General features: G+C 61.2%; 13 protein-coding genes. 2 read left to right on the top strand and 11 right to left on the bottom strand.

Annotated features, from left to right (window positions below):
- Positions 1-8 precede the first annotated feature (8 nt).
- The 6 genes from JI721_RS14650 to pstS form a co-directional block, all read right to left on the bottom strand.
- Positions 9-620, bottom strand: a complete 612-nt coding sequence (locus JI721_RS14650) for a YkoP family protein (RefSeq protein WP_274455597.1) — start codon at positions 618-620, stop codon at positions 9-11.
- 13 nt (positions 621-633) lie between these two features.
- Entirely contained in the window at positions 634-1,335 is a 702-nt protein-coding gene (locus tag JI721_RS14645; RefSeq protein WP_274455596.1) for a polysaccharide deacetylase family protein, read from the bottom strand.
- An 82-nt stretch (positions 1,336-1,417) separates the two neighbouring features.
- Positions 1,418-2,572, bottom strand: coding sequence for an MGDG synthase family glycosyltransferase (locus JI721_RS14640; protein WP_274455595.1), 1,155 nt, complete (start codon positions 2,570-2,572; stop codon positions 1,418-1,420).
- A 270-nt stretch (positions 2,573-2,842) separates the two neighbouring features.
- Entirely contained in the window at positions 2,843-3,691 is an 849-nt protein-coding gene (gene pstA, locus JI721_RS14635; protein ID WP_274455594.1) for a phosphate ABC transporter permease PstA, read from the bottom strand.
- Positions 3,688-4,752 (bottom strand): phosphate ABC transporter permease subunit PstC, encoded by a 1,065-nt coding sequence (gene pstC, locus JI721_RS14630; RefSeq protein WP_274455593.1) that lies wholly within the window; start codon positions 4,750-4,752, stop codon positions 3,688-3,690. The genes pstA and pstC overlap by 4 nt, the downstream gene beginning before the upstream one ends.
- Positions 4,753-4,760: 8 nt before the next feature.
- Positions 4,761-5,876: a phosphate ABC transporter substrate-binding protein PstS gene (gene pstS / locus JI721_RS14625; protein WP_274455592.1), complete on the bottom strand. Its 1,116-nt coding sequence runs from the start codon at positions 5,874-5,876 to the stop codon at positions 4,761-4,763.
- A gap of 184 nt (positions 5,877-6,060) precedes the next feature.
- Between pstS and JI721_RS14620 the strand changes: the two genes are divergently transcribed.
- Together JI721_RS14620 and JI721_RS14615 are read left to right on the top strand one after the other, a co-directional pair.
- Entirely contained in the window at positions 6,061-6,741 is a 681-nt protein-coding gene (locus tag JI721_RS14620; protein WP_274455591.1) for a M48 family metallopeptidase, read from the top strand.
- Between the two features lie 153 nt (positions 6,742-6,894).
- Positions 6,895-7,389, top strand: a complete 495-nt coding sequence (locus JI721_RS14615) for a c-type cytochrome (protein WP_274455590.1) — start codon at positions 6,895-6,897, stop codon at positions 7,387-7,389.
- 193 nt (positions 7,390-7,582) lie between these two features.
- Here the strand turns inward: JI721_RS14615 and JI721_RS14610 are convergent, their stop codons facing one another.
- Genes JI721_RS14610 through JI721_RS14590 form a run of 5 tightly spaced genes read right to left on the bottom strand, consistent with a single transcriptional unit; the run spans position 7,583 to position 13,825 of the window.
- Positions 7,583-8,179 carry a TlpA family protein disulfide reductase gene (locus JI721_RS14610; RefSeq protein ID WP_274455589.1) on the bottom strand — a complete coding sequence of 199 codons (597 nt, stop codon included), beginning with the start codon at positions 8,177-8,179 and terminating at the stop codon, positions 7,583-7,585.
- Complete coding sequence (gene menH, locus JI721_RS14605; protein WP_274455588.1) at positions 8,179-9,003, bottom strand: 2-succinyl-6-hydroxy-2,4-cyclohexadiene-1-carboxylate synthase; 825 nt, start codon at positions 9,001-9,003, stop codon at positions 8,179-8,181. Before menH ends, JI721_RS14610 begins: the two co-directional genes overlap by 1 nt.
- Complete coding sequence (gene menD / locus JI721_RS14600) at positions 9,000-10,766, bottom strand: 2-succinyl-5-enolpyruvyl-6-hydroxy-3-cyclohexene-1-carboxylic-acid synthase (RefSeq protein ID WP_274455587.1); 1,767 nt, start codon at positions 10,764-10,766, stop codon at positions 9,000-9,002. Before menD ends, menH begins: the two co-directional genes overlap by 4 nt.
- 45 nt (positions 10,767-10,811) lie before the next feature.
- Positions 10,812-12,356, bottom strand: a complete 1,545-nt coding sequence (locus JI721_RS14595) for an isochorismate synthase (protein ID WP_274455586.1) — start codon at positions 12,354-12,356, stop codon at positions 10,812-10,814.
- Positions 12,341-13,825, bottom strand: a complete 1,485-nt coding sequence (locus JI721_RS14590) for an o-succinylbenzoate--CoA ligase (protein ID WP_274455585.1) — start codon at positions 13,823-13,825, stop codon at positions 12,341-12,343. The genes JI721_RS14595 and JI721_RS14590 overlap by 16 nt, the downstream gene beginning before the upstream one ends.
- Positions 13,826-13,881 lie beyond the last annotated feature (56 nt).

Raw genomic sequence — 13,881 nt, 5'->3', positions numbered from 1 at the left:
TAACCGCCTCAAACTGTCGCGTGGCCCGGTACATCCGAAGCCTGGCTGACATCTGTCTGTACGGGCAAGTACCTTTGCAGCAGTTGTTCCTTCGAAATCGCCACCAGTTTCGGAACGAACGCATCCGGGTGGTTTTCCAACAACTGAGCCGCATTCGGGTTGACGACCTTGAAGATATTACGAAGATGCCAAGTCGTCATCTGCTCAATCCACTGACTGTTGAGCGGGATGACGTGAAAGCCAAACTGCTGCACGCCGCGGTGAATAAACGTGACACCGTACAGCACGCGTTCTTTTTGGAACTTCTCAGACTGAAGATGTGCCGCGAGGACGGGCAGTGAGCGCTTGGCTTCGCGGAGCAGCTTCACGGTGCTCCCAACGAGACTCTTGTGTTCTGATTGCAAGACCTCAAGCAGCATCTCATTGTTAAAATGAAGCTCGATGACGCGCTCGAACCGCTTCACGTGGACCCCGTCCACGGTAAACGGACGCCCCATGTAGCGGCGAGTCGCCACCAGAAACAGGTGCGATTCCCCTTCCACCAGGGGATGAACGCGCGCACACCACCGAAATAAGGCTTCCCAGGCCAGCCATAGCCTCTGGATCATCGGTCTTGCCATGTTGTCCGCCTCCCTACAGCCATTCGGCCACCGTGCGAAACGCATAGCCCCTTGCCTGGACTTCTTCCACCAACCTCGGAATGAGCTGAATGACGCCTGCTGGCGCTCCTGCTTCCGCCCCAAACGTCTCATCGCTGTCATGCAGCACAATCACGGCACCCGGCCGAAGCCGCTTCAAAATGCGCTGAAGCAGCACCTCCGGCTCTGTCACACGCCAGTCTCCGACCATGATGGACCACGTAATGAGCCGATGGCTGGCTCGCCACCACGGCACAAAACTTGCCAAATTACAAAGGCCCCAGGTGGGTCGGTAGAACCGGGTCACAATCCCGAAACGCTGCTTCAGCGCGCTTGCTGCGCCCGCCACCTGTCGGATGGCCGCCCACGGTGTCAGCCATGGAACAAATGCGTGCCGGTACCCATGCACCTGGACGTCGTGGCCTTCTCTGCGCATCCGCTCGATGATGTGCGGCCGCTCCAGTGCCTTCTCCGCGATGACGAAGAACGTGGCGCGGACGCCTGCCGCACGGAGTGCGTCCAGGAGCGCCGGCGTATAGTTCGGGTCGGGCCCGTCGTCGAACGTGAGCGCAACCACGGGCTCCGCGGGACCACGCGTCACCGCCCCGACGCGAAACACCCGGGTCAGGAGATTAGGAATCAGTGCGTAACACAAGACAATCAAAATCAGGATAAGTCCAGCCACATTCAGCCACACACCCGACACTCCCAGCATACCGCCAAACAGACCTGTTTCTCAACCAGAATTGTCCTTCGGGCATCCGAAAAGGCCCGGCGCGTCATGATTTCGCTTGTCGTTGAACAGAGACAGCCCTGGATGCCTTCGCCAGTTCCAGCACCTTCTTGGCAATTTGCGCACTGGCGCGCCCAACATCCTGCCGGCGTGCGGCCGCTCGCATGCCCTCCAGCACGTGCCGCTGTTCATAGACGTGGTCCAGAAAGCGTGCCGCTTCGCCGATGCTGGAGACGAGCTTGGCCGCACCCGTGCGGACCGCGAATGCAGCATTCGCCACTTCCTGTCCGGGAATCGGACGATAGATGAGCATCGGCAGTCCAGCCGCCAAGGCCTCTGTCACCGAGATCCCGCCGGCCTTGCTGACCAGCAAGTCGGCCATGGACATCCAGGTTTCAATATCCTGCGTGTAACCCAGCACGCGCACGCGGTTTGACGCCAGCGGCTCAAACCGGCGCCGCAGCCGCTCATTGGTGCCGCAAATGACCACAAACTGGGCGCTCGAAGCGCCAATCACACTCTCCCATTCACCGGGATCGCCTAATACACCTGCCCCGCCGCCCATCAGAATGACCAGCGGCTTGTCAGGCGACAATCCCATGGCAACGCGTCGTTCGTCGCGCGAAGCCAGCAGTTTGGCCATCCGCTCACCGGTAAATTGCGAACGAATGGGAATCCCAGTCACCGAAATACGCGCCTCAGGAACGCCGTACGCCACAAAATCCGCCTTCACATCATCACAGGGGACAAAGTAATGATCGGTATTTTTCGTGACATACTGGGCATTGAACGTGTAGTCGGTCAACACCACAGTACTCGGCACGTCCGTGAACCTGGCGCTGCGAAGCTCGGAGAGCACGCCGCCCGGCGTTGGAAAGGTGCTGACGACGACGTCCGGCCGCACCGCGCGCAGGCATGCTTTGAACTCCCGCATCCCCAGACGGTACAGGCGGTGCTGCAGCGGCGAGTCCGGATTCATCCGAGCCATGGACCGATAAAAAACACCATAGAGCGCCGGGACCTTCTGCACGCCTTGCATGAGACTGAACTTCGTGATGGTCCGAACCACCGGATGCAGCCACTTGGTGTAGTCTGCAACCTCCGCGACCGCCCCCAGCCGCTCCACCGCTTCCTGAATCGCGCGAGCTGCCTGATTGTGGCCGTCTCCGAACGACGCAGTCACAACAAGTACCTTTGTCACTTCGCCGCCCCCCTGCCGCCGCCAGTTGAAAGCTGCAAGCCGTTGGACCGCAGCAATTCACACTATAGATCATTTCCAGCAAATTCACCACTCGGGTGGTGCCTGTACCGGCGTGATCGAAAACGGATGGATATTGTCATCTTTCCCATCCCCGGTCGAGTCGTATGTGCAGCAAGCTCTTCCCATGAAAGACGGCCGCCTCAGACCAGGCAGCCGCACCATCACGAACCCATCTCGCTTGTTTCACGGAGCGTGGGGATCCAACATCGGTTAGTCGCGAACGGTACGACGCGAGAATGCTGCGCGAACCACCAAATGGATGATGAGAATCAGGACCAGCAATACAAACGCCGCCGCGTACGCCAGTGCCTGTGCCGACGGATAGGGCTGATTGATGTAATCCCAAACCACGTACGTCAGGTACGGCACTTCCTGGTGCGTCAATTGCAGCGTCGGGTTCGCAGTGGACCACCCGGCTGTATACAGGAGCGGCGCCGTTTCGCCCATGCTGATGCCGATGGCCAGCAGCACGCCGGTGGCGATGCTTCCAGCCGCCGGCCGCCACAACACTTTTGTGATGGCCTGAAACTTGGTCATTCCCAGCGCCCAAGCCGCTTCCCGGTGCGCTGTCGGCACCTGTTCAAGACTCGACTGCGTCGTACGCAAAATGTACGGCAGCATGATGATCGTCAGCGCGATGCCGCCGGCCAGCGCGGAGAATTGCCATCCCCACCGAAGTACCATGAGCAGATAGCCAAAGTATCCAATGACGATGGAGGGTACCCCGGACAGGACCTCCGCAATGAATTGTATGCCGGACGCAATGCGAGAATGCGCAAACTCCGTAATGAACACGCCGCCCAAGATGCCAAGAGGCGCGGCGATAATCGTGGAAATGAGCACGAGCAGGAATGTGCCGAGAATCGCGTTTTCCAAACCGCCGCCCGTACCGGTGGTCACCGTCCAGAGCATGCTCCACCGGAATGAGGTCACGCCCTTCCAAACAATGGTGGCCAACACCTCAATCAACCCGAACAGAACGAGCGCCGTACAAAGCCAGCCAAAGCCCCAGCCGATGTACCCGCCGACACGGCGTCTCCGCCTTCGCACGTGTTTCACGCGTTCGCCCCCCTTACCCGACCGCGCCGCCGGCTGGCCCGATTCACCAGCAAGCGGGCAAGCCAGTTGGTCAGCACCGTGATAATCAACAGCACCAACGCCAGTTCAGCCAGCGCATGCACCGCCATGTGCGTCATGTCAGTCAGTGCACTATCGAGCTGCGCGGCAATCGCGGAAGCCATCGTGGAAATGGGACTGTAGATGTTGTGCGGCAAGTAGTTGGACGCATTGCCGCTGACCATCAGCACGGCCATCGTCTCACCCATGGCGCGGCCCCAGCCAAGCGCCACCGCACCGACCAATCCGTCGCGAATCAAGGGCAGACAGACAATGCGAACGACTTCAAAGCTTGTCATGCCCAGCCCAATGCCTGCCTCCCGGTACAACACTGGCACGCGGCTCATCAAATCCCGCGTTGTGGCCGTAATGATTGGAATAATCATGAGTGCAAGGGTGATCCCGCTGGTCAACAAGCCCATGCCCGTGTACACCGGCCCCTTGAAAATCGGAATGACGACGCCAATGTGCGTCAGCAGCGGTCCGAACTGCTTCCCAACCCAGGGCGCCAGGACCGTGATGCCCCACAAGCCAATCACGACACTCGGCAGCCCTGCGAGCAGTTCCACCAGAATCGACAGCAAAGAGCCCAGCCACCCTCGGACCTGGTAGGCAAGAATCATCGCCGTAAAAATCGAGACCGGCACCGCGATGATGAGTGCAATCACCGAGGAAGCCAACGTTCCAACAATGAACGGCAGCGCACCAAACGTCGCGCCCTGCATAAAGGAGACACCGTTCTTGTGCATCGGCATCCCGTACAAGTTACCCAGATTCCATTGAATGTGCGTCAAAAAGCCCCATCCCATATAGCGCATGGAAGGTTCCGCTTGAATGAGAACTGTCATCGTAATGGCTAACAAAAACACGACGGGGCTACTGGCACAAATGCCAGTAGCCACGAGGAATACTTTGTCAGCCAGCTTGGACCTGTTCGATACCCTTCGCAAGCCACTTTCCACTCCCGTCGTCAAACCGAATCCCGATGCCGCACCAAGCGGCATGACCCAACTCAGCTTCCAATTTTGTCGATCTGCGCCTGACTGAGCGTCTCAATCTTCGAGGGCAGCGGCAGGAAGTGAACGGGCGACAGGTACTTCGAAGTGTTCCCTCCGGTCGGGCTGATCGCCCAGTCCAGGAATTTCTTCAGCGCCGCAGCCGTGTTCGCATCGGGTTGCTGTGTGTTCACGATGGCATACTCAAAATTGATAATCGGATACGAATTGGCACCCGGGCCATCAATGAGCGAGATGGATTCGTTCGCCGGAGTCTTGTCCACTTGCGCGTTGGCCGCAGCCTGAATGTTCGCCGTCGTCGGCAAGACAAAATTGCCAGCCTTGTTTTGCAGCGCCGCGTATCCAAGCCCCTTCTGGGTTGCCTGGTCGAGCCAGCTGATGCCCACGTAACCAATGCTGTACTTATTCTGAGCCAGCGCAGCCACGACCCCGTCGTTGCCGTTCGCACCAACGCTGCCAGCCACGGAAGGCCAAGACGGAGCGGTGTTTTCACCGACCTTGCTCTTCCAAGTTGCATTCGTATCGCTCAGGAACGACGTGAACAAGAACGAGTCGCCGCTGGAATCAGAACGATACACCGGGATGATCTTCTGATGCGGCAGCGAAACGCCGCTGTTCAAACTTTGAATGGCTGGATCGTCCCAGTAACTGATTTGTCCGAGGTAAATCTTGGCCAACACGTCGCCCGTCAGTTTCAGGTGACCCGTGACGCCAGGTAAATTATACATGATTTGCTGTGCAGAAATCGCGAGCGGGATGTTTTCCATGTTTTGACCCGCTGAAGGGGGCAGATACGCATCGGACGCGCCGATTTGTGCATTGCCCGAAGTTGCGTCAGAGATGCCCTTTCCGCTGCCGCCAGCCGCTGCGTTGATGGTCACGCTTGGTTCCACCTTTTTGTAGGCGGCCACCCATTCCTGCGCAAACAAAGGATATAACAGCGAAGAACCAACTTCGTTCAATGTGACTTTCGCGGCGGCGCCGCCAGTCGTTGCGTTGCTGGTGCCGTTTCCGGCCGTGTTGTTCGTAGATGCATTGCCGCAACCCACAACTGTTGCGAGCACTGCAACTGCTGCTGCGCCTGTTGCCCATTTCGCGATACTGCGGTTCATTGACAACTCCCCCTTGATTTCGACACCGTGTTACGAGTATCGTGTCCTACCACGGAAACATTATCAGTCGGTTGTAAAGCCTATATTGATGGCGTGTAAAGACTTTGTAAAAATAGCATCATACTCATTTTCCTGCATAGCTTGTCTGATGCACATCACACTTTGAAACGAGAGGCAGACGCCTGTGACTGTGTCGATTCCAATCGAAATTATCCGCTCCCCGCGGCGGCGCAAGACCGTGACACTGGAATTTGTGGACGGACACCTCCGCGTTCGCGTGCCGGTGCACACGACAGACGCAACCATCCAGCGGATTCTGAAGCAGCACCAACGACAGATTGAGCAGTGGCAGGCGCGCGACCGCGAACGGCAGGCACAACCGCCTTGGTACCAGCGTCCGTTCCCTGTGTTCGGGATTGACCGAAAACTTTGCTTCGAACCGGGCCGGTCCTGGTCTGTGGCGCTTCAAGGAGATTGTATGACCATCACGGGGCCGGGCCAAAGTCTTGCCGATCCCGCCGCTCGTCACGCACTCGTGTCGTGGCTGCGCCAACTGGCCCAGGACGACCTCACGACGCGCGTTGCCGCGTGGGCCAACCGTATCCAGGTCACCTACCACGCTGTGCGAATCCGTGATCAAAAATCCCGCTGGGGCAGCTGCAGCAGCAAGGGCAGCCTGAACTTCAACTGGCGGCTGGTCATGGCACCCCCATTCGTCATCGACTCCGTCGTCGTCCATGAATTGTGCCACAGGCTCGAGATGAACCATTCGCGCGCCTTCTGGCAGCACGTGTACCGCTTCTTCCCGGAGACGCAAAATGCGCGCGAGTGGTTGAAAAAACATGGCCAAAACTTGTATTTTTAATAAGAGAGTGTGCGAACGTTGTGTCAATTCACCGACACCTGAACACAACCCGCGCGCATCCCGTTGGACTTGGACTGTTTTTCACCCGCGAGACACCGCTATACTGAAGACATCCTGTGGTTCGGCACCCTCTACGGAAATGGAGGATCGGTCATGAAGTTATCACCCGTGGGCATTATGGTCGTCACGCTCGGAGCACTGGTCGGCATTATTGTCTGGGTTGTCGCGTACATCGGTTTGCCGAACGATATCACCCACCGGAACCTGGCCAAAAATCCGGCGATTCAGACATCTGTGAATCAAACCGCCAGTGGAAACGCGACCCCGACATCCGCAAGCGGCACATCTGGAACGGCGATCCCGACGCAAATCGTAGAGATTCCGCAAAAACCTGCTTCGCAAATTCATTTGGTGGACACGTCAGACCCTGGCTACCAGATTTTCGAGCAAACCTGCGCAGCCTGCCACGGGTCCTCCGCAGAGGGTAAAGTCGGACCGCCCATTTACGCCATCGGCCACTATTGGAGCGAGTCGCAGATTTTAGGTTTTGTTCAGAAGGGCATGGGCGGTATGCCGCCAAACGGCGGTCTGTCCGACCCGAACCAGGTGAAAGAAGTCGTCGCCTGGCTCTCGAAGCAGAAGGGCTGACGTTCGCAAGTCGCCCGCGCGTCATGTGCAGGCGATACACGACGTGATGCACGCGATGCGAGACTTGACTCAATCGAACGAGGCTGTGCCGCACCCGCTCCGGGCATTTGGCACAGCCTCTTACATCTCCACCGCTCGTATCTCCACCCCGCTGCAATCAGCGTGAAATCATCCCTCAGCACGTTCCCGCCAGTTACGTCGCGCTCATGGCTTCCTTGACGATGGCCGTGACCGCCTGCTGAGAGACAATTTGCCCCGTGTGCACCGCAACCACGATGCCCTTGGGGCTGATGACGTAAGTCGTTGGAACCGCTGTGATTCCGTATGTATCGTAAAAAGTGCCCTTTGCATCCGACAGGACCGTGTATGGAACATGGTACTTGGCCACGAACGCCTTGGCTTTATCGGCCGAGTCGAGGGAAGTGAGATTGACCCCGACGAACTGCACCTGCTGCCCGTACTGCTGTGCAGCGTGCACGAGGTCAGGGGTCTCCGCGTTGCACGGCTGGCACCAGGAGGCCCACACATTGAGGATGATGGGTTTGCTGCCGAGCAGTTGCGACAGCGAGACAGACTGCCCGGTCTGCAGGTTGGTGAGCGTAAAGGCAGGGGCAGGATGACCGGGGACAGCGATGGCACTCGGCGCACTCGCTGTGGCCGCGTTGGTACCGGCGTCCGCGCTGCGATTGGCCTCCCCTGCACTGTTTGATGCACCGCCTTGTGACACACCGCACCCTGCCGTCAGAAGGACCGCCGCAAGTGCGGCCGCAAGCCATCGTCCCTGCCTCATCAAACCTCCACCTCCTGGAAAAATTGACGCACCTGCTCGATGTACGCCTCCGGTTGTTCCAGGTGCACCGTGTGCCCAGCCCCATCCACCGTGATGTGCAGGGCAGACGGGATGTTTGCAGCCATGTCCCGTGCAATCGCGCAAAACTTGGTGTCGAGCGCCCCCGTCAGCAGCAGCACCGGGGCAGAAATGGCGTCCAGGCGTCCCCACCAGGAGGGCTGCGCCCCGGTGCCAATCCCCCGCAGGCTGTTGGCCAAACCGCGCGGCCGCTGCGACAAGCGAATGGCCCGCTGCCGCGCCCGTACCGCTTCAGGTAGGCTGGCTTGGGTGGCGAACAGGGGCGTTTGTTCCCAACGGTCGACAAACGCCTCGATGCCCGCCGATTCGATGTACGCAGCCAGCGCCTCATCCCGCGCCACCCGGTCCGCCCGTTCGGCATCCGTCCGCAAGCCAGGCGAAGCGCTTTCCAGGAACAAACGCGTCACATGGACGGGTGCCATCATGGTGAGCGAGAGGGCGATGCGCCCCCCCATCGAATACCCCACGACGCCAAACCGGTCGTGACCCAGCCCCTGCATCAGGGTCACCAAATCACCAACCGTCTCGGACGTGCTGTAGCGTGCCGCGTCCGCTGGCGCATCCGTTTGCCCATGTCCCAGCAAGTCTACCGCAACCATCCGAAACGCGCCAGACAACGCCTGCATCAGCGGTTCCCAGGTACGGCTGCTCCCGGTAAACCCGTGCAGCAAGAGCAACGCAGGACCGGTGCCCGCCGTCCGGACAAAGTACCGGCAGCCGTTTACCAACACCGACTGTTCGTTCATGACAACGCCTCCCGCACCGCCGCCTGCACCCCTTGGACCACCGCTCGGTTCACCGCGACGTTGCGTTCGATCTCGGTTTTGACCTCCACCACCTGCAGCCCCGGCGCATCGAGCGCTTCCGACAGCGCCGACCGGACGGCTTCCAGGGACTGCGGACAACGATAGACACCGCCGTACATCCGTACAATCGGTTCGAATTCCAGGCCGTGTTCCGTGCGGAAGTGGGCAAACGTATCCGGGTAAGCGGCTTGCGGCAAAAACGAGAAAATCCCGCCGCCGCCGTTGTTGACCAGGACAACCACGACATCCAGTCCGTTGCGCACCGCTGCGAGCAGTCCGTTTTGGTCATGATAAAACGAGACGTCGCCAATCACCAGCACGGTGCGCCTGCCGCTTCCCGCGGATGCGCCGACCGCGCTCGACACCACGCCGTCAATGCCGCTCACCCCGCGGTTCGCAAGCACACGGACACCGACCGGCAGCGCAGGCAGGAAACTTTCCGCGTCCCGCACAGGCATGCTGTTGCCCAAAAACAGTTGGTGCTGTTCCGTCAACAGGGGTGCCAGCTCGGAGAACAACTGGCCTTCAAACGCCAGCCCCGTGGATGGTTCGCCAGCAGCACCAGCACCGGCCAGCACTTGCTGGGATACACGCTCAAACGCCTGCCGCGCACGACGGCTGATGTCCTGCCACTGACGGAGCCACGTCAGGTCTCCTGCAGGCGCCGCCACTTCCGCCAGCCGCCGGCACGTCCAGGCCACATCCCCCAGCACCACATCGGTCGCAGAGAAGGCCGGATCACGCCAGTTCGGGTCATCATCGACCACAATCTGCCGCGCCGACCGGGCCCGCTCCAGAAACTGCAGCAGCCCCTTGGACGTTGGCGCCGCACCGACGCGCAGCACCCAGTCGGGGGTCATTGCTTCCGCCACCGTTCTGTCGCGAATCCAGACATCGTACAAGTCCACAATACACAGTTCATCCTCCGCTGGCACCGCCCTGCGAGCCTGCGACAGCACATCTGCCACCACCGGGACACGCAGGCGTCTCGCAAGCTGGAGCACCGCCTCCGCCACCTTCGGGTCGCCCTGCGGCCCACAGACCATCAGCCCCCGGCTGGACGAAGCGAACACACGCGCGAGGTCGTCCAGCACCCCATCGTGCGGCGTGAGCTTGGCACCGGCAACCGACTGAACGACGCGATGGCGCCCGCCCGCCTGGTACGGCGGCGGAATCAACGGCTCCCGCAGCGGCCAGTTGAGGTGCACCGGCCCCTGCGGCGCTGTGGTCGCCAGCTGGACCAGGCGCCAAGCCGTCGCCTCCGCATGCTGGTGCAAGGCGGGTGTATCAAGCGGAACCGGCATGTTGACCGACCACTTCACCAGGTGTCCGTAGACATCCAGCTGCTGCGTGGTCTGGTTCGCGCCGACGTGGTGCAGCTCCGGCGGACGGTCCGCCGTCAGGACAATCAGCGGCAGCCGCGCCGCACTCGCTTCCATCACGGCCGGATGGTAATTCGCAGTCGCCGATCCCGACGTGCACACCAATGCCGCCGGCCGCCCGACGCGGGCCAGACCAACCGCGAAAAATCCGGCAGACCGCTCATCCAGCAAGGTCCACACACGAAACGCCCCGGTGCGCACAAACGCCAGGGTGAGCGGGGTCGATCGCGATCCTGGCGAGATGCAAACATCCGCCACGCCGGCTCTCCTCAGCGCCTCGACGAATGTATAAACGACTGTCAGATCGGCATTTTCTGCCATCCTGTGCCCCTCCATCAGGACCGAACCGCACGGTTCGGACACATGCTATGCGTGCTCTTCAAAAATCGCATTCCGGACGGCCTGCAGCTTCAGTTCCGTCTCCCGCAGTTCTGCCGCAGGCTGAGAATCCCCCATGATGCCTGCGCCCGCGTACAGATGCACGGCGTCACCCTTGAACAAGGCGGACCGCAGCGCCACCGCAAACTCGCCGTCTCCCGACGCCGTGAGCCAGCCAATCGGGCCCGCATACCAGCCGCGATCCATCGACTCTCTCGCCGCAATCACCTGCAGCGCGACGTCGCGCGGCACGCCCGCCACCGCAGGGGTTGGATGCAGCCGGGCTGCCAGGTCCAACGCGGTCACGCCAGGCCGCACCCGCCCGCGGACTTCGGTCCACAGGTGCTGGACATTCTGCAGTTTCTTCAGGGACGGTTCTGCGGGTACGTTCACCTCCGCCAGAACGCTGGCGAGCGTTTCCGTGACGGACCGGACCACGACTTGGTGTTCCGCGCGGTCCTTGCGGCTGTTGAACAACTGCGCAAACAGCGCTTCGCTTTCTGCGTCATCCGCACCCGTGGCCACCGTGCCTGCGAGGCAATCCACCGTCACTTGACCCGCCTCCACCCGCACGAGCCGCTCCGGACTGGCCCCCACAAACCAAGCGCCGGGGCCGTGAAAGGCGTACACAAACGTATTCGGGTAGCGATTCGTCAACGCCTGCAGCACCTTGTCCAACGTCAGTCCAGGCGGCCGGACGGTGGTCGCACGCCGCGCCAGGACCGCCTTCGTATACTGGCCTTGCGCGATTTCTTCGGCGGTTTTCGCCACGGCGTCCATGTAGTGCTTGTCACCATCGTACTGCTTTGCACCCTCGGGATGTCCCCTGTCGATCGCGCCGCCGCTCACGGAGCCCGCCGATGCCTCACGCGCATCAAGCGCCTCACGCGCCGAGACTGCCGGGTCACTCCCGCCCTTGGGCACGCCCGCTGCCGCCCCCTGCAACACCAGCGTGGTCAACTCCGCCCGCAGCGTCTCGCGCAGCTCCGTCCAATTGGCGGCCGGATCGACCTGGAAGCAGCTGGTCAGCGTTCCCTCGCCGTCTGCCCGGCGCTCGAAAGTCCAGCGCGGCAGCAGCACCTGTGCATCCGGCCACGCTTCCCAGGGATGCGCCCGGTTGGCGGCCGCAAAAGCCGCGCCCAGAAACCACCTGGGGGATACCGCAGGCTGGTCGAACGTCAACAGGGGCGTCCCGAGGACAACCGCTCGACACGCTTCAAACCGTTCGGGACCCATCACCTGCTTGACAACCGCTGCGCCGACCGACAATACCCGGGTATCGTCCACATCGCGCCAATAGACCACCGCTTCATCCGTCGATGGGGCCGAGGCCGCCAGGCGCTTCTCCAGCGCCCGAAGCAGCTGATACATCCAAGTCTCTTCCACCGCCGCAGTGACCCGCAGGACGGCGACACCCGCTTCGCGGGGTGCCAACTGGGCTTGCAGAGCGAAGCGCTCGAAGGCCGCATCGAAAGCGTCCACCATGTGCAGCGGGTTCGTTCCTTGTGTTCGAATCATCACTTGTTCAGCCATTCTCTCACAGCCTTGCGCAGCAATTTTCCGGATGCATTTCGCGGGAGGGTGTCCACCCAGTGAAAGGCAACCGGTACTTTGTATCCTGCGAGACGTTCGCGGCAGTAGGTGCGAAGCGCCTCGTCCGGCACCCGGTCAGAGTCGGCCGCTGCGACCAGAAAGGCGACAGGCACTTGCCCCCAGCGCTCATCCGGCTGTCCCACCACACACGCCTCGACGATTGCGTCGTGCGACATCAAGACGGATTCCACCTCTGCCGGATACACATTTTCGGCGCCTGAAATGATGAGGTCACTGCGCCGATCCAGCACGTATAAGTAGCCTTCCTCGTCCATCCTGCCGATGTCACCCGTGTGGAACCATCCATCCTCAAATGCAGCCGCAGTCGCATCCGGCCGGTTGAAGTACCCGGGCGTGACTGTCGGCCCGCGCACCACAATTTCTCCTTCTTCACCGGGCTTCGCACGTCGGCCCTCCACACGGATTTCCACTTCCGTCGGCAATAAGGGCCGGCCGGAGGACCCTAGTTTGCGCAGTGCATCCGCCGGCGCCAGGGTTGCCACCTGTGAATTGGCTTCCGTCAACCCGTAGCTCTGCAAAGCGGGTACGCCCAGTGCCAGGCAGCGCTCCAACAGCGGCCGGGGTGCCGCACTGCCGCCGAGCAGCGCGCACCGAAAGCGCGGCGGATAGGGCGCATCTCGCTCCGCCAGCATGCGTTGGAGCATGGCTGGTGCCAAAGACACCAGGTCGATGTCCCCCCGGTCGATGGCCTCGTTCACCAAAGCCGGATCGAACTGGTCGTGCAGCACCGCCGTCGTACCGTAAATCAGCGACCGCATGAGGACGGCCAACCCACCGACGTGAAACAGCGGCATCGGCGACAGCCACCGGTCGCCCGCATGCAGACCGAGCTGCAGCGCCGATGCCAGTGCGCCCCACCAGTGGTTCCCATACGTAATTAGGGTGCCCTTCGGATGTCCTGTCGTTCCGGAGGTGTAGATAATCGCGTGTGTCTCGTCCAACCGCACGTATTGCCGTGCCACTCGCTCGGACGGTTCCGGGCGCTCGTCCAAAGGGTGCAAAGCCACGCGCCACGCCAGTTCATTCGCAGCGTCCCGAATGGCCAGCGCTTGGTCCGCCGCGGGACCATCGTGCAGCAGCACCCGCACCCCGGCGTCCTGCAGCTGCCAGGCCACCTCCGGCGGGGCCAGCCGCCGGTTGATGGGCACCAGCACAGCACCGAGCTGCATCAGTCCGTGCATTGCGACGGCGTACAAATGCCCCTGGCGGACGAGAACCGCAACCCGCTCTCCCCGGTCGACGCCCAGTTCAGACAGCCACCCGGCCGTACGGGTGGCTTGTTCCCACAATTGCCCATACGTCAAGCGGACTGGGCCGTTTTCGATCGCGACGGTCTTCTCGTTTCCCTCAGCCCGCCTTGACAACCAGTCTGGCAACTGCTGCGTCATGCTCATTCACTCCAACTCCAAACGTCACGTAGCCTGATTCGCAAGAACGAGCGAAA

Source organism: Alicyclobacillus cycloheptanicus (assembly GCF_028751525.1).
In the GTDB taxonomy this organism is placed as follows: Bacteria; Bacillota; Bacilli; order Alicyclobacillales; family Alicyclobacillaceae; genus Alicyclobacillus_L; species Alicyclobacillus_L cycloheptanicus.
Note: the sequence above shows the minus strand (reverse complement) of the source record. Positions and strands in the feature narration are given on the sequence as shown.

Bases quoted from the DNA above. Each gene is read 5' to 3' on its own strand.
- JI721_RS14650 (WP_274455597.1), bottom strand. From the start codon at position 620: ATGGCAAGACCGATGATCCAGAGGCTATGGCTGGCCTGGGAAGCCTTA.
- pstC (WP_274455593.1), bottom strand. From the start codon at position 4,752: ATGCCGCTTGGTGCGGCATCGGGATTCGGTTTGACGACGGGAGTGGAA.
- pstS (WP_274455592.1), bottom strand. From the start codon at position 5,876: ATGAACCGCAGTATCGCGAAATGGGCAACAGGCGCAGCAGCAGTTGCA.
- JI721_RS14615 (WP_274455590.1), top strand. From the start codon at position 6,895: ATGAAGTTATCACCCGTGGGCATTATGGTCGTCACGCTCGGAGCACTG.
- JI721_RS14610 (WP_274455589.1), bottom strand. From the start codon at position 8,179: ATGAGGCAGGGACGATGGCTTGCGGCCGCACTTGCGGCGGTCCTTCTG.
- menH (WP_274455588.1), bottom strand. From the start codon at position 9,003: ATGAACGAACAGTCGGTGTTGGTAAACGGCTGCCGGTACTTTGTCCGG.
- menD (WP_274455587.1), bottom strand. From the start codon at position 10,766: ATGGCAGAAAATGCCGATCTGACAGTCGTTTATACATTCGTCGAGGCG.
- JI721_RS14595 (WP_274455586.1), bottom strand. From the start codon at position 12,356: ATGGCTGAACAAGTGATGATTCGAACACAAGGAACGAACCCGCTGCAC.
- JI721_RS14590 (WP_274455585.1), bottom strand. From the start codon at position 13,825: ATGACGCAGCAGTTGCCAGACTGGTTGTCAAGGCGGGCTGAGGGAAAC.